The 26,142-nt window shown below is 66.2% G+C and carries 28 protein-coding genes and 1 tRNA gene; 8 read left to right on the plus strand and 21 right to left on the minus strand.

Annotated features, from left to right (window positions below; translation table 11 throughout):
* Window positions 1-12: 12 nt before the first annotated feature.
* The 12 genes from nuoF to RTQ83_RS02320 form a co-directional block, all read right to left on the minus strand.
* Window positions 13-1,308 (minus strand): NADH-quinone oxidoreductase subunit NuoF, encoded by a 1,296-nt coding sequence (gene nuoF, locus RTQ83_RS02265; protein ID WP_312510978.1) that lies wholly within the window; start codon window positions 1,306-1,308, stop codon window positions 13-15.
* Window positions 1,305-1,781 (minus strand): NADH-quinone oxidoreductase subunit NuoE, encoded by a 477-nt coding sequence (nuoE, locus tag RTQ83_RS02270; protein WP_312510979.1) that lies wholly within the window; start codon window positions 1,779-1,781, stop codon window positions 1,305-1,307. Before nuoE ends, nuoF begins: the two co-directional genes overlap by 4 nt.
* A gap of 21 nt (window positions 1,782-1,802) precedes the next feature.
* Window positions 1,803-3,056, minus strand: a complete 1,254-nt coding sequence (locus RTQ83_RS02275; RefSeq protein ID WP_312510980.1) for an NADH-quinone oxidoreductase subunit D — start codon at window positions 3,054-3,056, stop codon at window positions 1,803-1,805.
* The gene (locus tag RTQ83_RS02280; protein WP_312510982.1) at window positions 3,056-3,649 is read right to left on the minus strand and encodes an NADH-quinone oxidoreductase subunit C; all 594 of its coding nucleotides are present in this window, start codon (window positions 3,647-3,649) and stop codon (window positions 3,056-3,058) included. Before RTQ83_RS02280 ends, RTQ83_RS02275 begins: the two co-directional genes overlap by 1 nt.
* A gap of 18 nt (window positions 3,650-3,667) precedes the next feature.
* The gene (locus RTQ83_RS02285; protein ID WP_005666428.1) at window positions 3,668-4,144 is read right to left on the minus strand and encodes a NuoB/complex I 20 kDa subunit family protein; all 477 of its coding nucleotides are present in this window, start codon (window positions 4,142-4,144) and stop codon (window positions 3,668-3,670) included.
* Window positions 4,145-4,147: 3 nt separating this feature from the next.
* Window positions 4,148-4,507, minus strand: coding sequence for an NADH-quinone oxidoreductase subunit A (locus RTQ83_RS02290; protein ID WP_312510983.1), 360 nt, complete (start codon window positions 4,505-4,507; stop codon window positions 4,148-4,150).
* Between the two features lie 174 nt (window positions 4,508-4,681).
* A tRNA-Leu gene (locus RTQ83_RS02295) sits at window positions 4,682-4,766 on the minus strand.
* A gap of 299 nt (window positions 4,767-5,065) precedes the next feature.
* A complete protein-coding gene (secG, locus tag RTQ83_RS02300) occupies window positions 5,066-5,518 on the minus strand; it encodes a preprotein translocase subunit SecG (RefSeq protein WP_312510985.1) in 453 nt (150 codons plus the stop codon).
* Between the two features lie 185 nt (window positions 5,519-5,703).
* A complete protein-coding gene (gene tpiA, locus RTQ83_RS02305) occupies window positions 5,704-6,453 on the minus strand; it encodes a triose-phosphate isomerase (protein WP_312510986.1) in 750 nt (249 codons plus the stop codon).
* A gap of 151 nt (window positions 6,454-6,604) precedes the next feature.
* Window positions 6,605-7,585: an NAD(P)H-quinone oxidoreductase gene (locus tag RTQ83_RS02310; protein WP_312510987.1), complete on the minus strand. Its 981-nt coding sequence runs from the start codon at window positions 7,583-7,585 to the stop codon at window positions 6,605-6,607.
* Between the two features lie 139 nt (window positions 7,586-7,724).
* A complete protein-coding gene (locus tag RTQ83_RS02315) occupies window positions 7,725-8,669 on the minus strand; it encodes an MYG1 family protein (protein WP_312510989.1) in 945 nt (314 codons plus the stop codon).
* A gap of 125 nt (window positions 8,670-8,794) precedes the next feature.
* Window positions 8,795-9,289, minus strand: a complete 495-nt coding sequence (locus RTQ83_RS02320; protein WP_312510990.1) for a hypothetical protein — start codon at window positions 9,287-9,289, stop codon at window positions 8,795-8,797.
* Between the two features lie 286 nt (window positions 9,290-9,575).
* Here RTQ83_RS02320 and RTQ83_RS02325 point away from each other — a divergent pair, with 286 nt between their 5' ends.
* Window positions 9,576-10,901, plus strand: a complete 1,326-nt coding sequence (locus RTQ83_RS02325) for an SGNH/GDSL hydrolase family protein (RefSeq protein ID WP_312510991.1) — start codon at window positions 9,576-9,578, stop codon at window positions 10,899-10,901.
* An 18-nt stretch (window positions 10,902-10,919) separates the two neighbouring features.
* Here RTQ83_RS02325 and RTQ83_RS02330 read toward each other — a convergent pair whose 3' ends face one another.
* Window positions 10,920-11,543 carry a tetratricopeptide repeat protein gene (locus RTQ83_RS02330; RefSeq protein WP_312510992.1) on the minus strand — a complete coding sequence of 208 codons (624 nt, stop codon included), beginning with the start codon at window positions 11,541-11,543 and terminating at the stop codon, window positions 10,920-10,922.
* 58 nt (window positions 11,544-11,601) lie between these two features.
* A complete protein-coding gene (locus tag RTQ83_RS02335) occupies window positions 11,602-12,375 on the minus strand; it encodes a GIN domain-containing protein (RefSeq protein ID WP_312510993.1) in 774 nt (257 codons plus the stop codon).
* Window positions 12,376-12,764: 389 nt separating this feature from the next.
* Here RTQ83_RS02335 and RTQ83_RS02340 point away from each other — a divergent pair, with 389 nt between their 5' ends.
* Both RTQ83_RS02340 and RTQ83_RS02345 read left to right on the plus strand, forming a co-directional pair.
* Window positions 12,765-14,165, plus strand: a complete 1,401-nt coding sequence (locus RTQ83_RS02340) for a pitrilysin family protein (RefSeq protein ID WP_312510995.1) — start codon at window positions 12,765-12,767, stop codon at window positions 14,163-14,165.
* Window positions 14,166-14,179: 14 nt separating this feature from the next.
* Window positions 14,180-15,595, plus strand: a complete 1,416-nt coding sequence (locus RTQ83_RS02345) for a pitrilysin family protein (RefSeq protein WP_312510996.1) — start codon at window positions 14,180-14,182, stop codon at window positions 15,593-15,595.
* A 51-nt stretch (window positions 15,596-15,646) separates the two neighbouring features.
* Here the strand turns inward: RTQ83_RS02345 and RTQ83_RS02350 are convergent, their stop codons facing one another.
* The gene (locus RTQ83_RS02350; RefSeq protein WP_312510997.1) at window positions 15,647-16,249 is read right to left on the minus strand and encodes a TetR/AcrR family transcriptional regulator; all 603 of its coding nucleotides are present in this window, start codon (window positions 16,247-16,249) and stop codon (window positions 15,647-15,649) included.
* A 152-nt stretch (window positions 16,250-16,401) separates the two neighbouring features.
* Between RTQ83_RS02350 and RTQ83_RS02355 the strand changes: the two genes are divergently transcribed.
* Both RTQ83_RS02355 and RTQ83_RS02360 read left to right on the plus strand, forming a co-directional pair.
* On the plus strand, window positions 16,402-17,160 hold the full coding sequence (locus RTQ83_RS02355) for an SDR family NAD(P)-dependent oxidoreductase (protein ID WP_312510998.1): 759 nt from the start codon (window positions 16,402-16,404) through the stop codon (window positions 17,158-17,160).
* Window positions 17,161-17,233: 73 nt separating this feature from the next.
* On the plus strand, window positions 17,234-17,596 hold the full coding sequence (locus RTQ83_RS02360; protein WP_312510999.1) for a nuclear transport factor 2 family protein: 363 nt from the start codon (window positions 17,234-17,236) through the stop codon (window positions 17,594-17,596).
* Here the strand turns inward: RTQ83_RS02360 and RTQ83_RS02365 are convergent.
* Entirely contained in the window at window positions 17,593-18,417 is an 825-nt protein-coding gene (locus tag RTQ83_RS02365; RefSeq protein WP_312511000.1) for a TOBE domain-containing protein, read from the minus strand. The two genes, RTQ83_RS02360 and RTQ83_RS02365, sit on opposite strands and share 4 nt — an antisense overlap.
* A 93-nt stretch (window positions 18,418-18,510) precedes the next feature.
* Between RTQ83_RS02365 and modA the strand changes: the two genes are divergently transcribed.
* From modA to modC, 3 genes are read left to right on the plus strand one after another with little or no spacing between them, the layout of a single operon-like run.
* Complete coding sequence (gene modA / locus RTQ83_RS02370) at window positions 18,511-19,254, plus strand: molybdate ABC transporter substrate-binding protein (RefSeq protein ID WP_312511001.1); 744 nt, start codon at window positions 18,511-18,513, stop codon at window positions 19,252-19,254.
* Between the two features lie 16 nt (window positions 19,255-19,270).
* Window positions 19,271-19,957 (plus strand): molybdate ABC transporter permease subunit, encoded by a 687-nt coding sequence (modB, locus tag RTQ83_RS02375; RefSeq protein WP_312511002.1) that lies wholly within the window; start codon window positions 19,271-19,273, stop codon window positions 19,955-19,957.
* Window positions 19,954-21,030 (plus strand): molybdenum ABC transporter ATP-binding protein, encoded by a 1,077-nt coding sequence (gene modC, locus RTQ83_RS02380; RefSeq protein ID WP_312511003.1) that lies wholly within the window; start codon window positions 19,954-19,956, stop codon window positions 21,028-21,030. Before modB ends, modC begins: the two co-directional genes overlap by 4 nt.
* A 10-nt stretch (window positions 21,031-21,040) precedes the next feature.
* On the opposite strand, the gene RTQ83_RS02385 is transcribed toward modC, so the two are convergent.
* From RTQ83_RS02385 to RTQ83_RS02405, 5 genes are read right to left on the minus strand one after another with little or no spacing between them, the layout of a single operon-like run.
* Entirely contained in the window at window positions 21,041-22,939 is a 1,899-nt protein-coding gene (locus RTQ83_RS02385; RefSeq protein WP_312511004.1) for a response regulator, read from the minus strand.
* A complete protein-coding gene (locus RTQ83_RS02390; RefSeq protein ID WP_312511005.1) occupies window positions 22,936-24,303 on the minus strand; it encodes a sensor histidine kinase in 1,368 nt (455 codons plus the stop codon). The genes RTQ83_RS02385 and RTQ83_RS02390 overlap by 4 nt, the downstream gene beginning before the upstream one ends.
* Entirely contained in the window at window positions 24,300-25,328 is a 1,029-nt protein-coding gene (locus tag RTQ83_RS02395) for an ATP-binding protein (RefSeq protein ID WP_312511007.1), read from the minus strand. Before RTQ83_RS02395 ends, RTQ83_RS02390 begins: the two co-directional genes overlap by 4 nt.
* The gene (locus RTQ83_RS02400) at window positions 25,316-25,783 is read right to left on the minus strand and encodes an anti-sigma regulatory factor (protein WP_312511008.1); all 468 of its coding nucleotides are present in this window, start codon (window positions 25,781-25,783) and stop codon (window positions 25,316-25,318) included. The genes RTQ83_RS02395 and RTQ83_RS02400 overlap by 13 nt, the downstream gene beginning before the upstream one ends.
* A complete protein-coding gene (locus RTQ83_RS02405) occupies window positions 25,783-26,139 on the minus strand; it encodes an STAS domain-containing protein (RefSeq protein WP_306397288.1) in 357 nt (118 codons plus the stop codon). Before RTQ83_RS02405 ends, RTQ83_RS02400 begins: the two co-directional genes overlap by 1 nt.
* Window positions 26,140-26,142: the final 3 nt, after the last annotated feature.

Here is a 26,142-nt window from a genome sequence, read left to right on the forward strand (position 1 = left end):
ACCTGACCTGGCTTAAAGGTAACTCGGCACGAGGCAGTGCTTGTGCTCGATGTGATATTCAAATTCTTCGCGGAAGTTCTTGATCATGGCCTGGACCGGCATCGCGGCGGCATCACCCAGGGCGCAGATGGTGCGGCCCTTGATGTTGTCGGCGATGTTGTTCAGCAGATCCATGTCTTCCGGACGACCCTTGCCGTTCTCGATACGGTGCACCATGCGGTACATCCAGCCGGTGCCTTCACGGCACGGCGTGCACTGGCCACACGATTCTTCGTAGTAGAAGTACGACAGGCGCAGCAGCGACTTGACCATGCAGCGCGTCTCGTCCATCACGATCACGGCGCCCGAGCCCAGCATCGAGCCGGCCTTGGCGATCGAATCGTAGTCGAGGTCGGTCTGCATCATGACGTCGCCACGCACCACCGGTGCCGACGAACCGCCAGGAATCACGGCCTTGATCTTCTTGCCGCCGCGCATGCCGCCGGCCAGCTCCATCAGGGTCGCGAATGGCGTACCGAGCGGGACTTCGTAGTTGCCCGGACGCTCGACGTCGCCCGAGATCGAGAAGATCTTGGTGCCGCCGTTGTTCGGCTTGCCGAGCGCCATGTAGTTCTCTGGGCCGATGTTCAGCAGGAACGGCACCGCAGCGAAGGTCTCGGTGTTGTTGATGGTGGTCGGCTTGCCGTACAGGCCGAACGAGGCCGGGAACGGCGGCTTGAAGCGCGGCTGGCCCTTCTTGCCTTCGAGCGACTCGAGCAGCGCGGTTTCTTCGCCGCAGATGTAGGCGCCGTAACCGTGGTGCGCGTGCAGCTGGAACGAGAAGTCCGAACCCAGGATGCGCTCGCCCAGGAAGCCGGCGGCGCGCGCCTCTTCCAACGCTTCTTCGAAGCGCAGGTACTCTTGGAATATCTCGCCGTGGATGTAGTTGTAGCCCACGGTGATGCCCATCGCGTAGGCGCCGATGGCCATGCCTTCGATCAGCGCGTGCGGGTTGTAGCGGATGATGTCGCGGTCCTTGAACGTACCCGGCTCGCCTTCGTCGGTATTGCAGACGAGGTATTTCTGGCCCGGGAACTGGCGCGGCATGAAACTCCACTTGAGGCCGGTCGGGAAACCGGCGCCGCCACGGCCGCGCAGGCCCGAGGCCTTCAGGTCGGCGATGATCTGTTCCGGCGAAATCTTTTCTTCGATGATGCGGCGCAGGGCCGAGTAGCCGCCGCGGGCGACGTAGTCGGACAAATGCCAGTTCTCGCCGTTCAGATCCTTCAGGATCAGCGGCTTGATGTGACGGTCGTGCAGGCTGGTCATTTATTCAGCTCCTCGAGCAGGGCGTCGATCTTCTCGTCGCTCATGAACGAACACATGCGGTGGTTATTCACCAGCATCACCGGCGCGTCGCCGCAGGCGCCCATGCACTCGCCTTCCAGCAGCGTGAATTTGCCGTCGGCGGTGGTGTCGCGGTAGTCGATGCCGAGCGCGTCCTTGATGCGCTGGCCGGCGCGTTCGCCGCCCGACAGTGCGCATGGCAGGTTGGTGCACACGGTGATCTTGTGCTGGCCGACCGGCTTGATGTTGAACATGTTGTAGAAGGTCGCCACTTCCTGCACGGCGATCGCCGGCATGCCGATGTAGTCGGCAATCTCTTGCATGGTTTCAGGCGACAGCCAGCCCAGTTCGACCTGGGCGTGGGCCAGCGAAGCCATCACGGCCGACTGGCGTTGATCGGCCGGGTACTTGGCCAGCTCGCGATCGATTTTTTGATAGCACTGCGGGGATAACATAGTTTTCTCTCTGCCCTTCTGTTACCGGTCGATACTGCCGAACACGATGTCCTGGGTACCGATGATGGCGACCGCATCAGCGATCATGTGGCCACGCGCCATTTCGTCCAGGCTTTGCAGGTGGACGTAGTCCGGGGTGCGCAGCTTCAGGCGGTATGGCTTGTTGGCGCCGTCCGAGACGATGTACACGCCGAACTCGCCCTTCGGATGCTCGATCGCGGCGTAGGCTTCGCCTTCCGGCACGTGGAAGCCTTCGGTGAACAGCTTGAAGTGGTGGATCAGCGATTCCATGTTGGACTTCATGTCCATCCGGTTCGGCGGCGCGATCTTGTTGTTGTCGACCATCACCGGACCCGGGTTGGCGCGCAGCCAGGCCAGGCACTGCTTGATGATGCGGTTCGACTGGCGCAGCTCTTCCACGCGCACCAGGTAGCGGTCGTAGGAGTCGCCGTTGGTGCCGACCGGAATGTCGAACTCGACCTTGTCATAGGCCGCGTACGGCTGCTTCTTGCGCAGGTCCCAGGCCACGCCCGAACCGCGCAGCATGGCGCCGGTGAAGCCCATCGCCTTCGCGTCTTCCGGGCTGACCACACCGATGCCGACGGTACGCTGCTTCCAGATACGGTTATCGGTCAGCAGGGTTTCGTATTCGTCGACGTAGCCGTCGAAACGCTTGGTAAACGCGTCCAGGAAGTCGATGACCGAACCCTGGCGGTGTTCGTTCAGCTCGGCGATCGCCTTGGCGCTGCGGATCGGCGACTGCTTGTGCTGCGGCATGGTGTCCGGCAGGTCGCGGTACACGCCGCCCGGGCGGTAGTAGGCCGCGTGCATACGCGCGCCCGACACCGCTTCATAGACGTCGAACAGGTCTTCGCGGTCGCGGAAGCAGTACAGGAACGGGCCCATGGCGCCGATGTCGAGCGCGTGCGCGCCGAGCCACATCAGGTGGTTCAGGATGCGGGTGATCTCGTCGAACATGGTGCGGATGTACTGGGCGCGGATCGGCGCTTCGATGCCGAGCAGCTTTTCGATCGCCAGCACGTAGCCGTGCTCGTTGCACATCATCGACACGTAGTCCAGGCGGTCCATGTACGGCACCGACTGCAGGTAGGTGCGGGTCTCGGCCAGCTTCTCGGTGCCGCGGTGCAGCAGGCCGATGTGCGGGTCGGCGCGCTGGATCACCTCGCCGTCCAGCTCCAGCACCAGGCGCAGCACGCCGTGCGCTGCCGGGTGCTGCGGACCAAAGTTCAGGGTGTAATTCTTAAGCTCAGCCATTATTTCGTCCCGTAGGTTTCTTCGCGGATCACGCGCGGGATGTTCTCGCGCGGTTCGATCGTGACCGGTTGGTAGATCACGCGCTTCTGCTCGGGGTCGTAGCGCATCTCGACGTAGCCCGACACCGGGAAGTCCTTGCGGAACGGGTGGCCGATGAAGCCGTAGTCGGTCAGGATGCGGCGCAGGTCGCCGTGGCCGTCGAACAGGATGCCGAACAGGTCGAACGCTTCGCGCTCGAACCAGTTGGCGGCGCGCCAGATCGGGGTGATCGATTCGACCAGCGGCATGTCGTCGTCCGGGCAGAACACGCGCACGCGCACGCGCCAGTTATGTTCCAGGGACAGCAGGTGAGTCACCACCGCGAAGCGCGGGCCGTCCCAGGTGCCTTCGCCGTACTGGGAGTAGTCGACGCCGCACAGGTCGATCATTTCTTCGAAGCGCAACGTCGGGTCGTCGCGCAGGGTGGTCATCGACTGGATGTAGTCGGCGGCCTTGACCACCACCGTCAGTTCGCCCAGCGCCGCAGTAATGGCAGCGCCCTCGCCCAACGCTTTGCGCAGGGCGAGTTCAAGGTTCTCGAGTTTTGTCGTCATGGAGTAGACCGATTCTTTTTAGCGCGCGATGGTATTGGTGCGCTTGATCTTGTTTTGCAGCTGCATGATGCCGTACAGCAGTGCTTCGGCGGTCGGCGGGCAGCCCGGGACGTAGACGTCGACCGGCACGATGCGGTCGCACCCGCGCACCACCGAGTAGGAGTAGTGGTAGTAGCCACCGCCGTTGGCGCAGGAACCCATCGAGATCACCCAGCGCGGCTCGGCCATCTGGTCGTACACCTTGCGCAGGGCCGGGGCCATCTTGTTGCACAGGGTGCCGGCCACGATCATCACGTCGGACTGGCGTGGCGACGGGCGGAACACGATACCGAAACGGTCCATGTCGTAGCGGGCCGCGCCCACGTGCATCATCTCGACCGCGCAGCAGGCCAGGCCGAACGTCATCGGGAACATCGACCCGGTGCGCGCCCAGTTGATCAGCTTGTCGGCTGTGGTGGTGATGAAACCTTCGTTTAAAACGCCTTCAATTGCCATGGCTTATTCCCAATCAAGGGCACCTTTCTTCCAGATGTACCAGAAGCCCACGACGAATTCGGCGATGAACACCATCATCGTGATGAAACCGGTCCAGCCCAGTTCGCGCATCGAGACGCCCCATGGGAAGAAGAATGCCGTTTCCAGATCAAACAAAATAAACAGGATCGCGACCAGGTAGTACCGGACGTCGAACTTCATGCGCGCGTCTTCGAAGGCTTCGAAGCCGCATTCATACGGGGACAACTTGGCAGAGTCGGGGCGGTACGGGCCGAGCAGGCGGCCGAGCACCTGGGGTGCGACGCCGACACCGACGCCGACCAGAATGAAGAGCAGGACGGGGAGATAATTTTCGAGGTTCACGATGATGCCTATTTGAACGATCGGTTAGAAAACACACCGCATGGGATGCGGCGCCGAATCGCGCGAACCTGGCAAAGGTTGCCACCAGGATCGTACGAACAATCCTCGTAAAAAAGCCAGCTCAGGCAGGAGATGGAACTCATGCGCCCTTGCTGGCTTTCTTTCATCAATTCTTGGTGCCGACGGCGAGACTCGAACTCGCACAGCTTGCGCCACTACCCCCTCAAGATAGCGTGTCTACCAATTTCACCACGTCGGCTGGAGACCAGTATTTTACCCTGTCTTAGCACTACTTTTCAATGCTCAAATTGCGATATCACAAGGATATTTTAGTGCGAACCCACTTTGGATAATAGTAGCGGTCAATTATCGCGCCCTACTCCATTAAAGCCATTAATTACTTACGGCTTCATGACCGTCCGATAGCCGATTTATTGCAGTGCATCAAATTCCTGAAAAAACTGGAATTAAGGAAATCGGGTTCTGAAATGACAAACGCGCCGGTTGGGCGCGTTTGTTCGGGGTTACTGCCGAGGCGTCACCGGGACGCCGGCATGCTTAGTTGGTGGCTGGCGCGGCCGGTGCCGGAGCTGCCGGTGCCGGCGCTTGTGCCGGAGTAGCTGGAATCGCGGCGGCCGGTGCGGCGTTGTTGCCCGGCAGGGTCGGCACGTCGGCCGGCGCGGTCTGGGCCGGGGTGGTGGCCGGGATGCCGGTGGCCGGGGCCTGGCTCGACGGCACGGTGATGCGGCCCATCACGCCTTCGTCGGCGCCGCCGACCCGGGTGTTGCCGATGTAGGCCAGCGCCAGGGTCGAGCCGAAGAAGATCGCGGCTGCCAGTGCGGTGGCTTTCGACATGAAGTTCGAGGAGCCGGTGGCGCCGAACAGGCTGCCCGAAGCGCCGGAACCGAAAGCCGCGCCCATGTCGGCGCCCTTACCGTGCTGCATCAGCACCAGACCGATAATGGCCAGGGCCGAAATAACCTGCACGACGATAATCAGATTGTGGATCATTGCAATTCCATTCCAAGGTTACACTGCGTTTTTAAATTTCTTGTTTTCGAAAGCTTCGAAAATTACTGCATTCTTATTCATGGCGCTTTTCAGGACGTTTTGAAAACCCGTTCTCGCAACGTCTTATGCACTCTTATTGCTGACTGTTTACTTCACGCAGGGCCTTGTTTAGTCCTTGCGCCGTTTTAAACGGTTGCCCGGATAATCCCGAGAAAATCTTCCGCCTTCAAAGCCGCGCCGCCGATCAGGCCGCCGTCGATGTCCGCTTGCGCCATCAGGTCGCGAGCATTTTCCGGCTTCATGCTGCCGCCGTAAAGGATTTGTACCTTTTCAGCGCTTTCCGCGTTGCAATCACGCAGCTGTCGGCGCAGGCCGGCGTGCACTTCCTGGGCCATCGCCGGGGTCGCGGTCTTGCCGGTGCCGATCGCCCATACCGGCTCGTACGACAGCACCATCTTGCCGACGCCTTCCGGCCCCAGCAGCGCCAGCACCGCGCCCAGCTGGGCGCCGACCACGGCGGCGGTCTCGCCTGCCTCGCGCTGGGCCAGCGTTTCGCCGACGCACACGATCGGGGTCAGGCCGGCGTCGAGCGCGGCCTTGGCCTTGCGCGCCACCAGTTCATTCGATTCGCCATGGTAGGCGCGGCGCTCGGAATGGCCGACGATCACGTAGCGGCAGGCGAAGTCGCGCAGCATCCCGGCGCACACTTCGCCAGTGAAGGCGCCGCACGGCTCGGTGGCCACGTCCTGCGCGCCCCACGCGACCGGGCTGCCCGCCAGCAGCTGTTCGCACTGGAACAGATACGGTGCCGGCACGCATACGGCACAATCCGCGCCTTTGCCGTCCAGGCCCGCGAGAATGCCTTGCAACAGCGCGGCGTTGGCGGCGCGGCTGCCGTTCATTTTCCAGTTACCTACGACGAGTTTGGAACGCATACTACCCCATGATGAATAACCCGCTATTCTAGCGGTCGATAATCTGACGGTCAAACAATGGCTGAGCCAACCCGTGGCCGAACCTGCATCGGGTTCTGCGACGGATTGCCCGGCCCTGCCGACCGCTACCTGTATTGGTGTCCGGCGTGGCCTAGACCACTTGCAGCACGATCTTGCCGACGTGCGTGCTCGATTCCATCAGCGCATGCGCCTCGGCCGCCTGCTCCAGCGGGAAGCTGCGGTGGATCACGGGCTTGAGCTTGCCGTGGCCGAACAGCGGCCACACCTGCTCGCGCAGCTGGCGCGCGATCGCCGCCTTGAATGCCACCGGACGCGGGCGCAGGGTCGAACCGGTGATCGTCAGGCGCCGGCGCAGCACCTGGCCCATGTCGAGATTCGCCTTGGCGCCGCCCAGCAGCGCGATGATCACCAAGCGGCCGTCGTCGGCCAGGCAATCGACTTCGCGCGCCACGTAGTCGCCGGCGACCATGTCCAGAATGACATCGACACCTTTTTTGCCGGTAAGTTCCTTGACCACGGCCACGAAGTCTTCATCGCGGTAGTTGATGCCACGTTCGGCGCCCAGCGCCTCGACCGCGCGGCACTTGTCGGCGCTGCCGGCGGTGGCGAACACGCGGTGGCCGAGCGCAGTGGCGAGCTGCACCGCAGTGACACCGATGCCCGAGCTGCCGCCCTGCACCAGCAGGGTCTCGCTGCCGGACAGGCGCGCGCGGTCGAACACATTGCTCCACACCGTGAAATAAGTTTCGGGCAGGGTCGCCGCCTCGAGCGGGCTCAAACCCTCGGGCAGCGGCAGGCATTGCTCCAGGGGTGCGGCGCAGTATTCGGCATAGCCGCCGCCCTGCACCAGCGCGCACACCATGTCGCCGCGCTGGAATCCGCTGTCGCCCAGATCGCCATCGACGATCTCGCCGGCCACTTCCAGGCCCGGCAGGTCGGAGGCGCCCGGCGGCACCGGATAGTGGCCCATCCGCTGCAGCACGTCGGGACGGTTGATGCCGGCCGCGTGGACGCGGATCAGGACTTCGCCCGCTTTCAGGGCCGGTTGTGGCCGTTCGCACAGTTGCAGGACGTCCGGTTTGCCCGGCTGGGTAATTTCGATGGCGCGCATGCGATGCTCCCGTATGTTGGCAAGTATGTTGGTAAATTACCAAAACCGCAATTGTACGGGAGTCGCGCCAACCGTGCGCCGGCCGGCTTCGTTTGTGCGCCACGCTTTCCGGCAGCTTTCAGCCGTTTACTGACGCCGCTCAGGCCTCGGCTTCGGCCAGCGCCTGGCGCGCCATGGTGCGGATACCGTCCAGCGAACGGGCGGCGGCAATGAAACGTCCGGTGTGGCAGAACACCGCGTCCGGCACCCCGGTCACGGCCGCCAGGTCGGCGTCGCGCAGGCCGGCCCAGCTGGCCGGCAGGTCGGCGCGCGCATCGAAGCTCTCGGCATCAACCGGCACCGTGTGCAGGATGTAGCGGTTCTCGAGGATGCTGTAGCTGATCACGAACAGCACCTTCGGCATTTCCTTGCGCACCACACTGCTCCACGGCAGTGCGGCATTCTTCAGGAACAGCACCCGGCCGCCTTCCAGCGATTCGGCCGAACGCACCTGGCTCACAGCCAGAATGGCGCCCACGCGGTAGCGCACCGCATTGCTCATGATGTCGGTGAGGAATTCCAGTGCGCGCATGAACTGGCTCATGCGGAACGCCTCGACCGCCTCGCCATAGCCCAGGCGCTGCTCGTCCAGCCAGCCCGGATTGAAGCCCGATACGGTGGCCGACAAGCCGTAGCTGCCGGGCGCGCTGCGCGCCACGCCGACATCGGACAGGTCCAGGTACTGCACCACGTCGGCATCGATCGCGTAGGCGATCTGCTGGGCGGTGTCGTCGGCGATCTGCTGGCCGGTATGGCGCTCGGCCAGCACGGCGACGCAGCGCGCGCCGTATTCCTTCCATACCAGGCCGGCGCTGGCGTAGGGCACGCCGGTGGTGCGCGCGCCGCCGAATTCCTTCTGGTGGTGGTCGAAGCGGCCGCTGGCCGGGTCCCAGATGCCGCCGACGTCGATGGCGAAATCGGCGGCTTCGATACGGGCCGCTTCGCGTGTGCGGACGATGTCCGCCTCGGGGAACAGCACCTTCAGGACGGCGCAGGCCCACGCGTCATCCGCGTGGAATTTGCCGCCGTGAGTGGCAATCAACATACAGGCTCCAAATGGCCCGGCCACATAAACAATGCCCGGGCGAACGATACAAATGCAAAGATCCAGAGGCGAAGCCTACCACGCCGGGGCGCCCGGTGCCCCGCCTGGCTGCGCAGCCGGCTGCATCAGGGCGTTCGCACGCCCTCGCGCGTCGCGCGCTCGGCCGGGGAGGCATTCAGGGTACGCGACAGCACCTTGTGCCGGTGCTCGAAGAACTTCTTGACGAACCAGCCGACCACCGGGGCGGCAACGCGCGGCGAAAATTCCAGATTGTCGGTAACGCAGGTGCCGTCGCCGGACGGCGTCACCACGCGCTCATGGCGCCAGAAGCGCATCGACAGCAGCGGCGACTGTTCGACGAAACGGTGGCCCGGTTCGATCTCGGTGAAAGTGAGCTTCGACATGTCGATCGGGAACAGGCCCAGCAGCAGAAACTGGCAGCGGCACAGCGGTTTGCGCAGCGTGGTCTCCTTGCCGATATGGGTCATATCCTTGGGGAAAGTGATTTTCAGGATGGGCCACATCTCGGCCTTGAGGCCACGGATCGAGGTCGACCATGACCAGGCGTCCTGCAGCGAGGCCGGGACCCGGGTTGCAAATGAGAGTCGAACTGTTTCCATGTCAGCCTCCATGCGGTTTGTACATTTCCATACTGAACGCTCGTTCGACGCCTTTCAGTTCGCTAGTTCGCACTACGGCGTCTCGGTGGTGAAGTTGTTGAGGATCTGGTGTTTTAAGCCAACAATCATTGTAAATACGAGATTTTTCTAAACGGAATCGCAACCCGACGGCAATTCGATGCCGCGCAAGAAACGCGTCGATCGCCATCTATTCCGGGTAGAGCGCCGGGGCTAGATTGTCTAAACGAGCTCATGCGCACAGCATGGCCGCTTCGAAAGCCGCCCCATGACCACCCTCTCCTACCTGCGCGACGCCGCCGCCCGGCTGGCGTCCGAACTCACCCTCTCGATGCGGCGCCTGTCGCCGGCGCGCCGCCGCCTGCTGCTGGGCAGTGCCATGCTGGCGGCGGCCATCGCCCTGCCGCCGGCGCCGGCATCGGCCCAGCACTGGGACAGCGCGCGCTGGCAAGGCGCCTGGGGCACGGCGCCGGCCGGATCGCCGCTTGACGCCGGCCTGCAGACTTTCAGCAACCAGACCGTGCGCCTGATCGTGCGCCTGAACGCCGGCGGCAACCGGGTGCGCATCCGTCTGTCGAACGAAATGGGGAGTACGCCGCTGACGATCGGGGCGGCTGCCATCGGCCTGCGCGCTGCCGGTTCCGACGTCGCGCCGGGGACCATGCGCGCACTGACCTTCGGCGGACGCGCCGGCGTCACCATCCCGCCCGGCGCGCCGGCGCTATCCGATCCGTTCGACCTGAACCTGGCGCCGTTGTCCGATGTCGCGGTCAGCTTGTATCTGCCGGTAACGACCCGGGCGGGCACGCTGCACGGCACCGCGCTGCAGTCCGGCTATGTGTCCCCGGCGGGCGACTTCACCAACGCCAGCGCGATCAAGGTCGAGCGCACGATCACGGTGTGGCCGTTCCTGAGCGCGGTCGACGTCGATGCCGGCGGGCCGGCGATCGTGGCGCTGGGCGATTCGATCACCGACGGCACGCGCAGTACGATCGATGCCAACAGCCGCTGGACCGACGTGCTGGCGCGGCGGCTGCAGGGCACACGTGAATCGCGCGGCGACACCCGCAACGGACAGCAGGCGCGCCCGAGCGTGATCAACCGCGGCATCAGCGGCAACCGGCTATTGAGCAACAGCCCCAACCCGCTGGCCGGCCGCAGCGCGCAGGGACGGTTCGAGCGCGACGTGCTGGCCACCAGCGGCGTGCGCCATTTGGTGGTGCTCATCGGAATCAACGATATCGGCAACAGTTCGGCGGCGAGTCCGGTGACGGCAGACGACCTGATCGCCGGCTACCGCCAGCTGATCGCGCGTGCCCGTGCCCAGCGCATCGCCGTGATCGGCGCCACGCTGCTGCCGTTCGAGGGGGCGGCGTATTACTCGCCGGAGAAAGAGGCGTTGCGCCAGGCGGTCAACGCCTGGATCCGCGACGGCGGCGAGTTCGACGCCGTGATCGACTTCGACCGCGCCACGCGCGACCCGGCGCGCCCGAGCCGCCTGCTGCCGACGTATGACAGCGGCGACCACCTGCATCCGGGTGACCTCGGGTACCAGGCGATGGGCAATGCGGTGCCGCTGGAGGTCTTTCGATAACGCGATACGACCGGCGCCTCAGCCCTCGCTACCGGTACGCGACGCCGTCGGCAGCGCCGTCCCCGGCTTCCAGGTCCGCGACAAGGCCTGTGCCTCTTCGATCTGCTCCTGCGTCATGCGCTTGGCGATGGCGGCGCGCTGGTCGACCGCATTGCGGTTGCCGCCCGCCGCCGCCAGGTTCCACAGCATATAGGCCAGCACCGAATCCTGCGGCAGACCGGCCACGTGGTACCGGTACATCAGGCCCAGCGCGTGCTGGGCTTCTGCATGGCCCTGCTCGGCCGCCTTGCGGAACCACGTCACGGCGTGCTTCTGGTCCTGCGGCACCGCGTTGCCGGTGTAGTACATGGCGCCGACCACGTACTGCGCATCGGACTTGCCCTGCAGCGCCGCCTTGTGGTGCCAGGCGAAAGCCTGCTTGTAGTCGCGCGTGACGCCGCGGCCCATGTAGTACATCAGCCCCATCAGATGCTGGGCGTCCGCATTGCCGGCCTTGGCCAATGGCGTGATCTCTTTCAGCGCCAGCGCGTAGTTGCGGGCGTTATAGGCGCTCGCCCCTTCCGCGAACCCGGCCAGGGCGCCCGGCTGCAGGCCGAATTGCAGGACAATCGCAAGCGCGATCGCTAGGAATGGTTTTTTCATGTCTCGTGCACGGAAATCAACAACCCCGTCATCTCAGGTCGCTCATCGAGCGCCGCCATCACTTCCAGTTGACCTTGCCCAGGCCGTCGAGCACCACCTTGCGGTTGGCCGGCTTGCCGAACACCGTCACCGACCCCATCCCGGACAGCATCAGGTTGGCGCTGTTCTGGGCATTCACCGTGGCATTGCCCAGGCCCGACAGCTCCAGCGCCACGGTCTCGACCGCGCACTGGCGCGCGTCCAGGCTGCCCAGGCCGTTAAGCACGGCGCGCAGCGACTTGCTGCGCCCGCTCAGCGTGACGAAGCCGGCCCCCTGCAGGCTCAGTTCGATCGCTTCGCTGTTCACGCCATGCACCTTCAGGCTGCCGACGCCGCCCAGGCTGGCCGAGATCATGCGGTAGTCCGACGATACGTTCATCGATCCGGCGCCGTCGAGGTTGATGGCCAGCTTGTCGCCGGCGAAGCCGCTGACCTCGGTGGAACCGACGCTTTCGGACGACACTTCCTGCAGGTCCGGCAGCACCAGTTCGGCGCGCAAGCCTTCGCTGCGGCCGAAGTTGAAGGTCGACGAGCGCACTTCGGTATCGATGTTCAGGGTGTCGCCGCGCTGCTGGGTGGTGGTCTTGCCGAGCAGGCGCGGGTCGCCGCTCAGCACCAGCATCGGGCTGCTGCCGCGGCGGATGCGCAGGTCGACCACGCCGTCGAGCTTGACGCGCACCACGCGCGCGTCGATCGGACGGGTTTCGGTGACCGTGTCGGGCGCCGCCTGTGCGCCGGTGGCGACCGCGCCCAGGAAGGCAGCCGCCGCACTCAGCTTGATCATGTGATTCATCGGTTTCCTCCGAATTATTCTTGTCGTGTGCCGGCGCCTGAAGCGGCCATCGGCCGCACTACACTACCAGCAACACGGGTGGCGCTCCACCAAAATTATTTCATCCAGACAATTTGGCTGGAATGGCATGCCAGAACTATATCGCCGTCCCGTGCATGACCCCAGCGGCATGCGACGAACTGCAGGAAACGCTGCCTGGGCCGTCACCGGCACAGCCGGATCGCAGCGCCGTGCAGCGCGCATGACAGCACGCATGACAAGCCTATGTCACGCGTATGCATATCAAAAAGATTACTTGTTGGCATGGCGCTGCGCTAAGATAACCGCGCCGGTGGCCCTAAGCCATCGCCCTCCTATTCCAGAATTCAAATCAAGAGGACACCATGCGCATGCGCCAACTCCCTGCCCTGCTGGCGGGGCTTTCCCTGTCGGCGTCGGCCTTCGCCGCCACCCCGTCCGACCAGTGGACCCTGCCGGTCAACGTCAAGAAACTCGACAATGGCCTGACCGTCATCGTCTCGGAAGACCGCAGCTCGCCCACGGTCGGCGTGTCGGTGGTCTATCACGTCGGCATGCGCCTCGAGCCGAAGAACCGCACCGGCTTCGCCCACCTGTTCGAGCACCTGATGTTCCAGGGCACGCCGCACGCACCGAAAGGCGTGTTCGACACCACCATCACCTCGGGCGGCGGCTGGAACAACGGCTCGACCCGCGCCGATTTCACCAACTACATCGAGACCGCGCCGTCCACCGCGCTGGAGCCGATCCTGTGGCTGGAAGCGGACCGCATGAAGACCCTCGACTTCAATCCGGCCACGCTGAAGAACCAGCAGGACGTGGTCAAGGAAGAGATCCGCGTCAACGTCAAGAACCAGCCGTACGGCGGCTTCATGTGGATCGACATCGGCCAGCACGCCTTCCAGAAGTGGGAAAACAACCACGACGGTTACGGCAGCTTCGAAGACCTGGAAAATGCCAGCCTGGACGACGTGCGCGCCTTCCACCGCGACTACTACGGCCCGAATAACGCGGTGCTGGCGATCGCCGGCGACATCACGCCGCAGCAGGGCTTCGCGCTGGCGCAGAAATATTTCGGTTCCATCCCGGCGCGTCCGACGCCGAAACCGACCGACTTCTCCGAACCGCTGAACACGGTCGAAAAACGCGTCCAGCAAAGCGACGCCCACGCCCAGGTGCCGGCGATCGCCGCGGCCTGGAAAGTGCCCGAGCGCGGCAGCCGCGACCAGGCGCCGGTGGCGGTGCTGGCCGAGCTGCTCGGCGGCGGCGACGCGTCGCTGTTCTACCAGGGCCTGGTCAAGGGGCGCGAGATCGCGCTCAATGTCGACACCATGTTCGGCCTGACCAGTCCATGGGAATACAACGGCCCGACGCTGATGACGGTGTTCGCGCTGTACAAGCCGGACAGCAGCGCCGACGCCGTGCTGAAAGCCATGGACGAAGAGATCGCCAAGATCGCGCAGAACGGCGTCGACGACGCCACGCTCAAGCGCGTCAAGACCCGCATGCTGGCCGACTGGAACAACAAGCTGGAAAGCTTCGTCAACCGCGCCGATACCATGGCGCGCATGCAGACCCTGTGGGGCGACGCCAACGTGGTCAACAAGATCCCGGGCTGGATCGAAGGCGTCACCTCCGCCGACATCCAGCGCGTGGTGAAGACCTATGTGGTGCCGACCAACCGCACCGTGATCGACCGCAAGCCGGCCGCCATGCTCGCCGCCGAAAAAGGCGCGGCCAACACCAATGCGCCAGCCGGCGCGACCAAATAACAAGGAGCGCATCGATGAAAAAACTGATGCTCGCAACGGCCATCTCCCTGGCCCTGGCCCCGCTGGCGGTGCACGCCGCCGCCGATGTGAAAACCCCGGCCGGCATGCCCGCCTTCGGCAAGGAAGCGACGATCCCGGCACCGAAGATCGTCAAGCAGACCTTGTCCAACGGCCTCACCGTGTGGGTGGTGCCGCGCCAGGGGCTGCCGCGCGTGGACTACGTGCTGGCCCTGCGCGGCGCCGGCTTCGCCGCCGACAGCCCGGCGCAGGCCGGCTTCGCGGCGATGCTGGCCGGGATGCTCAATGAAGGCACCGCCAGGCGCGATTCGCGCGCCATCGCCGAAGCGGCCCAGGGAATGGGCGGCGAAGTCGCGGCCAGCCCGGCGGCGGACGGGATCGTGATCTCGGCCAATGCCCTCGCCTCGCACGCGTCCGGCATGATGGAACTGCTGGCCGAAGTCGCACGCCAGCCGTCGTTCCCGGAAAACGAAGTCACCCTGGCCAAGGCCAACGCACTGCAGGCGCTGCGCGTCTCGGAAACCCAGCCGACCTTCCGCGCCGAGCGCGCGATCAAGGCCGCCGTGTATGCCGACCACCCGTACGGCCGCACCGATCCGACCGTGGCCTCGATCAACGCCGTCGATGCCAAGCTGCTGCGCGGCGAGCATGCCAAGCGCTTCCGCCCCGACCGCGCGCTGCTGGTGGTCACCGGCCGCATCAGCGAGGCGGAAGCCATGAAGCTGGCGCAAGCCTCCTTCGGCGACTGGAAGGCCAGCGGCCCGGCCCTGCCCGACACGCCGGCGGCAAGCATCGACGCCAAGCCGGCGCGCATCGTGCTCAAGCGCGAAGGCAGCGTGCAGTCGACGCTGCGCCTGGGCAGCCCCGGCATCGCCGCCAGCGCGCAAGACCAGATCCCGCTGCGCCTGGCCAGCACCATCCTCGGCGGCGGCTTCTCGAGCCGCGTCAACACCAACCTGCGCGAGGAAAAGGGCTATACCTACGGCGCCTCGGCCGGCGCACGCATGAGCCGCGCGGGCGGCATGATGGTGGGCGGCGCGGACGTGCGCAACGAAGTCACCGGCGCCGCGCTGAAGGAATACTTCGGCGAATACCAGCGTATCGGCAGCGAGCTGGTGACCGCCAAAGAGATGGAGATGAACAAGCGCTATGTGGCGGGCGGCTACCTGCTCAGCAACCAGCTGCAGCGCTCGGTCGCGGCGACGCTGGCCAGCAACTGGCTGGTCGGCTTGCCGCCGGAATTCCTCGGCCAGTATGTGCCGCTGATCCAGAAGGTGACGCCGGAACAGGTGCGCACCGTGGCGAAGAAGTACTTCGCGCCGGAGCGGCAGTCGATCGTGGTGGTGGGCGATCCATCCAAGCTCGATGAGCAGCTCAAGCCGTATGGCGAGTTCACGGTGGTCGACAAGTAATCGCGCTCGCCTTCGTGAGACGGCCCCGCCTGCGTGCGGGGCTTTTTTTTGCTAGTCGTCGATGACGGCAACGGCGCCCGGCCAGGTCGACAATGCCTGCTCGATGACTGCCTCCAGCATCGCGCGGCTGAAGCCGGCCTTGGCCTGCACCGCCATGCCATGCATGATGGCCAGCACGAAGGCCGCCAGCACCGCCGGCCTGGCGCTTGGCGGCAAATCCCCTTCAGCCTGGGCGCGCTCGAAGCGTGCGCGCAGCAGCGCCTCGCCATCGGCCCGGAAATCGATCAGCGCCTGGCGCACCGGCTCGGCTTCGTCCGACCCGGCCATCACGCCATTGATGCCGAGACAGCCTGCATGCCCCGGATCGCGGGTATTCAATTCAGCTGCGCCGTACAGAACGTGCGCGGCCACCTCGCGCGAAGTCGGCAGCGCCAGCGCATGCGGGATGAAGTCGAGATAGCGCTCCTGGTAGCGCGCCAGCGCCTGGCGGAACAGCGCTTCCTTGTTGCCGAAGGCGGCGTACAGGGCGGGCCGCTCGACGCCGGCGGCCTCGGTCAGGTCGACGTACGAGGTGCCTTCATAGCCCTTGCGCCAGAACACGCACAGCACGGCATCGAGCGCCTGCTCCACATCGAATTTGCGATGGCGTCCCATCAGTTCAACCGAACCTTTCCATAACACTCATTACGAAAAATCTTGACAGCATGCCTTCAGATTATATACTGGTCGTTATCGTAATGGTCGTTACGAAATAACCGGGCGCCCGTCGAGGACGCTTTGCTCCATCCCATTGAAAGGATTTTTCCATGTCGCAAACACTGAAGGGTAAGGTCGCCCTCGTCACTGGCGGCTCGCGCGGCCTGGGCGCCGCCACCGCCGAAGCGCTGGCCGAACTCGGCGCCGACGTCGCGATCAGCTATGTCGCCTCCGGCGACAAGGCCGAGGCCGTGGTCGAGAAGCTGAAAGGCAAAGGCGTACGCGCGCTGGCGATCCGCAGCGACCAGGCCGACATGGCGGCAGCCAGGCCGCTGGTGGAACAGGTGCTGGCCCACTTCGGCCGCCTCGACATCCTGGTCAACAATGCGGCGATCGCGGTGCAGGGCAAGACGGTCGACGATCCCGAACTCGACACCGTCAACCTCGACCGCCAGTGGCAGATCAATGTCATGGGCTCGGTCGCCGTCACGCGCGCCGCAGCGCCGGTGCTGGCGGACGGCGGGCGCATCATCTTCATCGGTTCCCAGCTGGGCACCCGCGTGTCCTGGCCCGGCGCCGCCGATTATGCCGGCAGCAAGGCGGCACTGATCGGCTACGCCTACGGCGTGGCGCGCGACCTGGGCCGGCGCAACATCACCGCCAACGTGGTCCAGCCGGGCATCATGCCGACCGATATGAAGACCGAGGTGCTGGGCGACAGCGTGCCCGACGCCCTGCTCGACACGCATGCGATCCGCCGCATTGCCACGCTCGAGGAAGTCGCGGCCACGGTGTGCTTCCTGGCCGGTCCGGCCGCCGGCTATATCACCGGTAGCGTGATCGACGTGGCGGGCGGCATCGGCATCTAGATTGCAGGCGCCGCGCCGCCTTGCGTTAGACTGTTCCGCGGATAACTGTCACTTCGACCGATGGAGGAACACTATGTCTGAACTGAACAAGTCGGTACTGCAAAAGGCGAACGCGGCGATCAGCACTGGCGACACCGAAGGCTTCCTGGCGTACTGCACCGACGATATCGTCTGGTCGATGGTGGGCGCCGAAACCTTGCGCGGCAAGGAGGCGGTGCGCGCCTCGATGGCCAAGGAGTATCCGGGGCCGCCCAAGTTCACGGTGCATACCCTGATCGCGGAGGGCGACCATGTGGTGGCGCTGGGCGACATCACGACGCCGGGCGAAAACGGCCGCCTGGTGACGCACGCCTACTCGGATGTCTGGCGCTTGCGCGACGGCAAGCTGGCCGAACTGCGCGCCTTCGTCATCGCCAGGGGCACCGACGAACTCTAGTCGGGCACGCCCAGGATCACGCTCGATGCCTTGAACAGCGCGGTCGCGGCAGTGCCCTCTTCCAGCCCGAGCGAGGCGGCGCTGTCGTTGGTGATCGTGGCGGCCACGCTGGCGCCGCCCGCCAGCGCGATCACCACTTCCGAGTTCACTGCCCCGCGCATCAGGCGCGTAACCGTGCCTTGCAGCTGGTTGCGCGCCGACAGCCGCGCGCCCGTGCTATCCGTCATCACAATCACCGACGACGACTTGATCAGCGCAAACGCCTGGCGTCCGGGCGCCAGCCCGAGGCTCTCGGAACTTTCGCGGGTGACGATGGCCACGATCTGCTGGCCGCCGGCGATATCGAGCAGCACTTCATCGTTGACGGCGCCGCGCTCTACCTGCGTCACGGTGCCGAAGAACTGGTTGCGTGCACTGGTCCTCATCTTGAACCTCGTAAAAAGGGCGACATCGTCGGCCAGGCCGGTGGCCATCGACGCGGCCTGGCGATTGAGCCGTTCGAGAAAATCATTGTGCACCTGTTCGATCATCCTGAAATTGGCCACCAGCTGGCTGCCGCGCGCGGTCAGGCGCGTGCCGCCGCCGCCCTTGCCGCCGGTGACGCGTTCGACCAGCGCCTCGCCGGCCAGGTTGTTCATGGTATCGATCGCATCCCATGCCGCCTTGTAGCTCAGGCCGACGGCCTTGGCCGCACCGGTGATCGAACCCAGCTCCGCGATCGCCGCCAGCAGTTCGACCCGATTCGTGCCGCCCAGGTTCTCGCCGCCGACGCTCATCCATAGCTTTCCCTCAAGGACAATGCCTTGCTGTTCCTTGTCCATCGTTCTGTGTTGCCTCTCGGTCAAAGATTCGTTATATACTCAACGCTATAGCGCTCGTATCTCAACCCGAGCATATCCTTTTTTGGAGAAAACATGAAACGCCTTGCCAGCCTGCTTGCCATCCTCGCCTGTTCCGGTGCCGCCAACGCCGGTGAAGTCCAGGTCGCGGTCGCCGCCAACTTCGCGGGTCCGATGGAAAAGCTGGCCGCCGAATTCCAGAAAGACACCGGCCACAAGGCGGTGGTCGCGACCGGCGCCACCGGCAAGTTCTACGCCCAGATCAGGAACGGCGCGCCGTTCGAGGTGCTGCTGGCGGCCGACGACGAAACCCCGGCCAGGCTCGAAAAAGAAGGCCAGGTCGTGGCCGGTTCGCGCTTCACCTACGCGGTCGGCCGGCTGGTGCTGTGGTCGGCCAAGGATAACTACGTCGACGCCGCCGGCAACGTGCTGAAAACCGGCGACTTCAAGCACCTGTCGATCGCCAATCCGAAAACGGCGCCGTACGGCGCGGCCGCGATCTCGACCCTCGAGCGCCTGGGCCTGCGCGACAAGCTGCAGCCGCGCTTCGTGCAGGGCGAGAATATCGCCCAGGCCTGGCAGTTCGCCAGCACCGGCAACGCCGAACTGGGCTTCGTGGCCCAGTCCCAGGTCTGGCGCGACGGCAAGTTCACCTCGGGTTCGGGCTGGATCGTCCCGGCCAGCATGCACGACCCGATCCGCCAGGATGCGGCCCTGCTGAACAAGGGCGGCAACAACCCGGCGGCCCAGGCGCTGCTGCAATACCTGCGCAGCGACAAGGCCAAGGCCCTGATCCGCACGTTCGGCTACGAAGTATGAGCGGGATGATGCGTTGATGCCGCTGGATTCGACCGACCTGGCCGCGATCTGGCTGACCCTGAAACTGGCCTCGACCGTCACCCTGCTGCTGCTGCTGCTCGGCACCCCGCTCGCGTGGTGGCTGACCCGCACCCGTTCGCCGATGAAGCGGGTGGTCGGCGCACTGGTGGCGCTGCCGCTGGTGCTGCCGCCGACCGTGATCGGCTTCTACATGCTGCTCCTGATGGGCACCAACGGCCCGCTCGGCCAGCTCACCGCCGCGCTGGGTCTCGGCACGCTGGCCTTCACCTTCACCGGCCTGGTGATCGCCTCGGTGGTGTACTCGCTGCCGTTCGTGGTGCAGCCGCTGCAGAACGCCTTCGAGGCGGTCGGCCAGCGTCCGCTGGAAGTCGCGGCCACGCTGCGCGCCGGTCCCTGGGACACCTTCTGGTCGGTGGTGGTGCCGCTGGCGCGCCCCGGCTTCGTCACCGGCGCCATCCTCGGCTTCGCGCACACGGTGGGCGAATTCGGCGTGGTGCTGATGATCGGGGGGAACATCCCGGACAAGACGCGCGTGGTGTCGACCCAGATCTACGACCACGTGGAAGCGATGGAGTATGCCCAGGCCCACTGGCTGGCCGGCGGCATGCTGGCGTTCAGCTTCGTGGTGCTGCTGTTGCTGTACACCCTGTATCCGCAGTCGATGCGGGGAGCAAATAGATGAACGATATCCGCACCCGCGTGCGCATCGCACGCGACACATTCACGCTCGACGTCGACCTGACGCTGCCGGGCCGCGGCGTCAGCGCCCTGTTCGGCCATTCGGGTTCGGGCAAGACCACGCTGCTGCGCGTGCTGGCTGGCCTCGAGCGCGCGCCGGGCGCCTTTGTCGCGATCGGCGACGAAGCCTGGCAGGACGATGCGCGCAAGCTGTTCGTGCCGACCCACCGGCGCGGCATCGGCTACGTATTCCAGGAGCCGAGCCTGTTCGAGCACCTCGACGTGCGCGCCAACCTGGAGTTCGGGCGCAAGCGCCTGGCAGCCTCCGAACGCCGCTTCGAACTGGCGCCGGTGACCGAGCTGCTCGGCATCGGGCACCTGCTCGACCAGCGCCCGGCCACGCTCTCGGGCGGCGAGCGCCAGCGCGCGGCGATCGCGCGCACCCTGCTGTCGTCGCCGCGCCTGCTGTTGATGGACGAACCGCTGGCCGCGCTCGACCTCAAGCGCAAGCTCGAGATCCTGCCCTACCTGGAACGCATGCACGACGAACTGGCGCTGCCGGTGGTCTACGTCAGCCACTCGGCCGACGAAGTGGCGCGCCTGGCCGACCACCTGGTGGTGCTGGATGCCGGCCGGGTCCAGGCCAGCGGGCCGCTGGCGGCGACGCTGGCGCGGATCGACATCGCGGGCAGCTTCGAGGACGATGCCGGTGTGATGATCGAAACCGTGGTCGGCGGGCACGATGCCGATGGGCTGACCCATCTGGCATTCGCGGGCGGAACGCTGCTGGTGGGTCGGCGCGAAGCGGCGGTGGGAGGCCGCATCCGCTGCCGCATCCACGCGCGCGACGTCAGCCTGGCGCTGGAGCAGCCGCGCGGCAGCAGCATCACCAACATCCTGCCGGCGACGGTGGAAGCGGTGGGCCCGGGCGGCGCGCCGGGGCAGGTACTGGTGCGGATGCGGATCGGCGAGACGGCGCTGCTGGCACGGATCACCGAGCGCTCGCGGCGCGAGCTCGATATCGTGCCGGGACGCGCGGTGTGGGCGCAGGTCAAAGCGGTCGCACTGCTCGCCTGAGCCGACGCTGTCACTCGCCGCGCAGCGCCTTCTCCAGATCCGACAACTCCGCCGGCTTGACCAGGTGCGCGTCGAAGCCGGCTTCGTGCGCGCGCTTGCGGTCCTCGGGCGAGCCATACCCCGTGTGCGCCACCAGCCGGATATGCGCCAGTTGCGGATTGGCCTTCAGGCGCCGCGCCACTTCATAGCCATCGACGCCCGGCAGCCCGATATCGAGCACGATCACCTGCGGCTTGTGGCTCGTTGCGATCGCCTCGATCTCGCTGGCGTCGGCCGTGGTGCGCGCCTCGTAGCCCATTTCGGCCAGCAGGAAGCCCATCATCTCCATCGCGTCGATGTTGTCGTCCACCAGCAGCACGCGCATGCCGCCGGACGATGGCTGCTCCGACGCCACCTCAGGGACCGGCTCGGCGTCCGCGTCAGCCCCCACGTGCAGCAGCGGCAGGTCGACCGTGAAGGTGCTGCCCAGGCCGATGCCCGGGCTGGCCGCCGACAGGTGGCCGCCATGCAGCTCGATCAGGTGCGACACCAGCGACAGGCCGATGCCCAGCCCTTCCGGCGCGCGGTCCGGCGGCGCGCCGACCTGGGCGAACATGGCAAAGATGCGCGGCAGGTTGTCGCCGTCGATGCCGATGCCGTTGTCGCGCACCGAGATCCGGACCCGGCCGCCTTCTTCGGCAACGCTCAGCACGATCTCGCCGCCGGTGGGCGTGAACTTGGCGGCGTTGTGCAGCAGGTTGCCGACCGACTGCGCCAGGCGCACCGGGTCGCCCAGCACGCAGATGCGCTGCGCCGGCTGTACCACCTCCAGATGGTGGCCGCGCGCCGTGATCAGGGGCGCGGCGGTCTCGATCGCCTGGCCGATCACGCCTTTCAGGTCGACCTCTTCGTTGCGCAGCACGATCTTGCCTTCCGAGATGCGCGCCACGTCGAGCAGGTCGTCGACCAGGTGCGCCAGGTGGTCGACCTGGCGCGTGATGACGTCGCGCGCCCGCGCCTGGCGTTCGGCCGCGCTGTCGCCGGTCGCGCCCAGCAGCGCAGCCGCGTTGCGGATCGGACTCAGGGGATTGCGCAGCTCGTGCGCCAGCGTCGCCAGGAACTGGTTCTTGTTGCTGTCGGCGGAGCGCAGCAGCGCTTCCATTTCCTTGCGCGCCGAGATGTCGCTGGTCACGCGCGCCACTCTGTAGACGTCGCCGCGCGCGTCGCGCACCGGGAACAAGCGGTCGCTCACCCAGCGCACCTGGCCGTCGGCGGCTTCGATGCGGAATTCTTCGTCGTAATGAGGCTCGAGCGCCAGGCGCTCCCAGCGCGCCGCCATCCGGGCGCGGTCGTCCGGATGCACCGCGTCCAGCCAGCCGCCCGGCTGCCGGCCGAGCGACTCGTCGCTGCCGCCCCAAACCGCGCTGTAGGCCGGGCTGACGTAGACCAGTGCACGGCTCGGCACCGAGAACATCCAGAACACGTCGTCGATATTGTCGGTCAGCTGGCGAAACCGTTCCTCGCTGTCGCGCAGGTCGACCTGGGTCTGGCGCATGCGCAGCAGCGCATTCACGTTGGCGATCAGTTCGTCGGCCTCGATCGGCGCCGCCAGGTAGTTGTCGGCGCCGCCCTCCAGGCCGCGGATCTTGTCGGCGCGCCCGGTCAGCGCGGCCGAGGTCTGCAGCACCAGCACGCCGGCGGTCTCGGGATCGGCCTTGATGCGGCGGCACACCTCGATGCCGTTGATGTCGGGCAGCTTGACGTCGAGCAGGACCAGCGCCGGCGGGGTGCGCTTGATCAGCTCCAGCGCATCGGTGCCGTTGGCCGCTTCGATCACTTCGAAGCCGGCGCTTTGCAGGATGCGCGTCTTGGCGTAGCGCGCGCCGTCGTTGTCGTCGACGTTGAGGATCTGGGTCGAATGTGCGTTCATGGTGCGGTTCCGTCGGGGGCCGCCGCGTCCCGTTTCACGGGCGGCGTGCGCGGCAGGGTCAGCGTGAAGGTCGAGCCGACGCCGGGGGTACTGGAGACGTCGACCCGGCCGCCGAGCAGGTCGGCCAGCTTGCGGCACAGCGGCAGGCCCAGGCCGGTGCCCTTGGCGCGCCGCTGCAGCGGATGCTCGACCTGGCCGAATTCTTCGAAGATCAGCTGCAGGTCGTCGTGCTCGATGCCGATGCCGGTGTCGGCCACCGCGAACGCGATGGTGTCGGCTTCCGGGTCGTGCGCCGCGAACACCAGCACCGATCCCTGCTCGGTGAATTTCAGGGCGTTCGAAATGAAGTTGCGCAGGATCTGCGAGATCTTGCCTTCGTCCGACAGGAACGGCTGCTCGATGCCCGAGGGCTCGAACACCAGTTCCACGCGCGACTCGTCCACCAGCGGGCGCATCATGCCCTTCAGTGCGCGGAACAGGTTGTCCACCACCACCGGGTCGGTCTGCACGCTGACGCGCCCAGCCTCGATCTTGGCCAGGTCGAGCAGGTCGTTGACCAGGTCTGACAACTCGTTGGCGGCAGTGTCGATGAAGCGCACCTGGCGTTCCTGCTCCTCGGTCAGTTCGCCGTCCAGGCGCTGCAGCAGCAGCTGCGACAGCGCGCGGATCGACGACAGCGGCGTGCGCAGTTCGTGGCTGGTATTCGACAGGAAGCGCGACTTCATCTCGTCGGCGCGGCGCAGGCGCTCGGCCTTGTCCTCGATCTCGGCGTACAGGGCGACGATGCCGCGGTTGGTGTCTTCCAGTTCGCGCGTGAGCGAGAGCAGGTCGTCCTGGCGCTCGCGCAGCTCGGCCAGCGTGGCCAGCAGTTCCTGGTTCTGCAGCTGCAGCTCGTGCAGCGGATTCGACACCGGGCTGTCGGCCAGGCGCGCCCCGATCTCGGCCATCCGCGCCACAGTCACGTGCTCGTGGCGCGGCAGCGCCTTGCGCACCGTGACGGTGGTGGCGCCGGCCGCGCCGGGGTCGACCTCGCAGGCATCCATCAGGCGGTGCGCGGTGACGATCGCAAGTTCGCGCAGCGATTCGGCGTCCGGCTCGCCCGCCGTGATGCCTGCGCGGCCGGCGGCGCTGACCAGGATCTCCAGATGCTGGCGCCCGTCCTGCTCGCGCAGCTGGAACACGGCGCGTCCTCCCATCCCGGGCCGGCTGGCGCCGCGCGCCACTTCCGACACCGCGGTACCGATGCGTACCTGGTCCTGCTGCGAGAAGCCGAGCAGCGCCGAGATCTGGCGCGCGCGCTGGCGCACCAGCACCACGTCCTGGTCGCTGTCGAGGGCCACGCCGAGGATGCGCTGGGCGTTCATCGCGGTCCGTTCAGGCGGCGCACCACCAGTACCATGGCGTCGTCGCGGCGGCGGATGAAGTCGCGCATCAGCACTGCCGCGATCAAGGCCGGGATGCGTCCCTGCAGGCCGGGATACTTGCCCAGGTCCCACTGGGTCTGGATGCCGTCCGAGCACAGGATGCACAGCGCGCCAGGCGCGAACGGTACGGTAAATTCCTGCACCTTGCGCATATTGTGGCCGACGATGCCGTTGTGCGACACCAGCGCGCGGCGGCCATCGTCGATCGCCACCCCGGCGATGTTGCCGACGCCGGCGAAGCGCAGCTCGTCGGCACCGAAATCGATGTGCGCCACCGCCAGCGCCGCACCGCGCGTCGCGCGCAGCGCTTCGTGGATCGCGTGCACGGCCTCGCCTGCGCCGCCCGCCTGGCTGCGCGCCAGCGCGTCGATCGCCGCATTGGTGGCGCGCGCCGCGTCCGGGCCGTGGCCCAGGCCGTCCGAAGCCAGCACGGTGGCGCCGCCGGCGCCGCACAGCACCGCCCAGCCGTCGCCGCACACGTCCTCGCCCGCGATCGGGGTCCAGAGAGCGCCGACCTCGACGCCGCACGGATGCGGGGCCGGCACGTCGCGCCACAGGCGCATGAAGAACACGGCGCCGTCGCCGCCTTCGGAATACACGTCGAATTCGTCCGACAGGCGCCCCAGCGCGCCAAGGCCGGTGCCGGCGGTGCCGGCGGTCGAGACGCCGTCCACCAGGCTGCCGGCCAGGTCGGCGATGCCGGGGCCCTTGTCCAGCGCCAGCACGTCGATGCCGACGCCGGCCGCCGACTGCGCCGGGCCGACGTGGATCTCTCCCTCCTGCGCATGCTTGAGGATGTTGGTTGCCGCTTCGGTGATGATCAGCGCCAGCTTGCCGGCGCGGGTCTCGTCGAAGCCGAGCGACTCGGCCAGCTTCTGGCCGGCGCGCCGCACCGCGGCGACGTCGCTGGCATGGTTGACCGCGAATACCAGCTGCGGGGTCTGGGAACTGATCAGCGCTTCCATTTGACGATCAGCACCGCGGTGCCCTCCTTCGGCCGGCTGTCGATGTCGAATTCGTCGACCAGGCGCTTGGAGCCGCTCAGGCCCAGGCCCAGGCCGCCGCCGGTGGTATAGCCGTCCTGCAGCGCCTTGCCGATGTCGGGGATGCCCTGGCCGGCGTCGACGAACAGCAGGCCGACGCCTTTGCGCACGCCGTCGTCGAGGTCGTCGAGATAGACCTCGCCGCCGCCGCCGTACTTGATGGTGTTGCGCGCCAGTTCGCTGGCGGCGGTCACCAGCTTGGTCTGGTCGACCAGCGACAGGCCGATCGCCACCGCGCGCTCGCGCACCTGCTTGCGCACATTGACCACGTCCTCGTCCGAGCGCAGCGGCAGCGTCGCCCGTGCGCTACGGTGCTGGCGGTTGCGGTCCAGCAGCGCGGTGTCGAACAGGACTGCGTCGCTATGGGCGTCGACCATCACTTATAGCTCTTTCCGAGCAGGGCCATGCCCTTCTCGACGTTCAGCGCGGTCTTCACGCCGTGCAGGGTCAGGCCCAGCTCGACCAGCGTGATCGCCACCGCCGGCTGCATGCCGACCACCACGGTGCGGGCGTCGAGCACGCGCGCCATGGCGGCGGTGTTGCTGATCATGCGGCCGATGAAGGAGTCGACCAGGTCGAGCGCCGAGATGTCGATCAGGACGCCCTTGGCGCCGTCGGCGACGATGCGCTCGGTCAGGTCGTCCTGCAGCTGCATGGCGAGGCGGTCGTGCATGTCGACCTGGATCGTCACCAGCAGCAGGTCGCCCATGCGCAGAATCGGGATGCGTTCCATGCG

Origin of the sequence: Massilia sp., assembly GCF_031995545.1 — a bacterium.
Taxonomy (GTDB): domain Bacteria; phylum Pseudomonadota; class Gammaproteobacteria; order Burkholderiales; family Burkholderiaceae_D; genus Telluria.

What these genes read in the sequence shown, in the direction of transcription:
- nuoF (WP_312510978.1), bottom strand. Translation starts at nt 1,308, where the DNA reads ATGACCAGCCTGCACGACCGTCACATCAAGCCGCTGATCCTGAAGGAT.
- RTQ83_RS02395 (WP_312511007.1), bottom strand. Translation starts at nt 25,328, where the DNA reads ATGGAAGCGCTGATCAGTTCCCAGACCCCGCAGCTGGTATTCGCGGTC.
- RTQ83_RS02345 (WP_312510996.1), top strand. Translation starts at nt 14,180, where the DNA reads ATGAAAAAACTGATGCTCGCAACGGCCATCTCCCTGGCCCTGGCCCCG.
- RTQ83_RS02385 (WP_312511004.1), bottom strand. Translation starts at nt 22,939, where the DNA reads ATGAACGCACATTCGACCCAGATCCTCAACGTCGACGACAACGACGGC.
- RTQ83_RS02280 (WP_312510982.1), bottom strand. Translation starts at nt 3,649, where the DNA reads ATGACGACAAAACTCGAGAACCTTGAACTCGCCCTGCGCAAAGCGTTG.
- RTQ83_RS02400 (WP_312511008.1), bottom strand. Translation starts at nt 25,783, where the DNA reads ATGGTCGACGCCCATAGCGACGCAGTCCTGTTCGACACCGCGCTGCTG.
- RTQ83_RS02365 (WP_312511000.1), bottom strand. Translation starts at nt 18,417, where the DNA reads ATGGACAAGGAACAGCAAGGCATTGTCCTTGAGGGAAAGCTATGGATG.
- RTQ83_RS02390 (WP_312511005.1), bottom strand. Translation starts at nt 24,303, where the DNA reads ATGAACGCCCAGCGCATCCTCGGCGTGGCCCTCGACAGCGACCAGGAC.
- RTQ83_RS02310 (WP_312510987.1), bottom strand. Translation starts at nt 7,585, where the DNA reads ATGCGCGCCATCGAAATTACCCAGCCGGGCAAACCGGACGTCCTGCAA.
- modA (WP_312511001.1), top strand. Translation starts at nt 18,511, where the DNA reads ATGAAACGCCTTGCCAGCCTGCTTGCCATCCTCGCCTGTTCCGGTGCC.
- RTQ83_RS02320 (WP_312510990.1), bottom strand. Translation starts at nt 9,289, where the DNA reads ATGGAAACAGTTCGACTCTCATTTGCAACCCGGGTCCCGGCCTCGCTG.
- modC (WP_312511003.1), top strand. Translation starts at nt 19,954, where the DNA reads ATGAACGATATCCGCACCCGCGTGCGCATCGCACGCGACACATTCACG.
- secG (WP_312510985.1), bottom strand. Translation starts at nt 5,518, where the DNA reads ATGATCCACAATCTGATTATCGTCGTGCAGGTTATTTCGGCCCTGGCC.
- RTQ83_RS02340 (WP_312510995.1), top strand. Translation starts at nt 12,765, where the DNA reads ATGCGCCAACTCCCTGCCCTGCTGGCGGGGCTTTCCCTGTCGGCGTCG.
- RTQ83_RS02355 (WP_312510998.1), top strand. Translation starts at nt 16,402, where the DNA reads ATGTCGCAAACACTGAAGGGTAAGGTCGCCCTCGTCACTGGCGGCTCG.
- tpiA (WP_312510986.1), bottom strand. Translation starts at nt 6,453, where the DNA reads ATGCGTTCCAAACTCGTCGTAGGTAACTGGAAAATGAACGGCAGCCGC.
- RTQ83_RS02330 (WP_312510992.1), bottom strand. Translation starts at nt 11,543, where the DNA reads ATGAAAAAACCATTCCTAGCGATCGCGCTTGCGATTGTCCTGCAATTC.
- nuoE (WP_312510979.1), bottom strand. Translation starts at nt 1,781, where the DNA reads ATGTTATCCCCGCAGTGCTATCAAAAAATCGATCGCGAGCTGGCCAAG.
- RTQ83_RS02285 (WP_005666428.1), bottom strand. Translation starts at nt 4,144, where the DNA reads ATGGCAATTGAAGGCGTTTTAAACGAAGGTTTCATCACCACCACAGCC.
- RTQ83_RS02275 (WP_312510980.1), bottom strand. Translation starts at nt 3,056, where the DNA reads ATGGCTGAGCTTAAGAATTACACCCTGAACTTTGGTCCGCAGCACCCG.
- RTQ83_RS02350 (WP_312510997.1), bottom strand. Translation starts at nt 16,249, where the DNA reads ATGGGACGCCATCGCAAATTCGATGTGGAGCAGGCGCTCGATGCCGTG.
- RTQ83_RS02360 (WP_312510999.1), top strand. Translation starts at nt 17,234, where the DNA reads ATGTCTGAACTGAACAAGTCGGTACTGCAAAAGGCGAACGCGGCGATC.
- modB (WP_312511002.1), top strand. Translation starts at nt 19,271, where the DNA reads ATGCCGCTGGATTCGACCGACCTGGCCGCGATCTGGCTGACCCTGAAA.
- RTQ83_RS02335 (WP_312510993.1), bottom strand. Translation starts at nt 12,375, where the DNA reads ATGAATCACATGATCAAGCTGAGTGCGGCGGCTGCCTTCCTGGGCGCG.
- RTQ83_RS02405 (WP_306397288.1), bottom strand. Translation starts at nt 26,139, where the DNA reads ATGGAACGCATCCCGATTCTGCGCATGGGCGACCTGCTGCTGGTGACG.
- RTQ83_RS02325 (WP_312510991.1), top strand. Translation starts at nt 9,576, where the DNA reads ATGACCACCCTCTCCTACCTGCGCGACGCCGCCGCCCGGCTGGCGTCC.
- RTQ83_RS02315 (WP_312510989.1), bottom strand. Translation starts at nt 8,669, where the DNA reads ATGTTGATTGCCACTCACGGCGGCAAATTCCACGCGGATGACGCGTGG.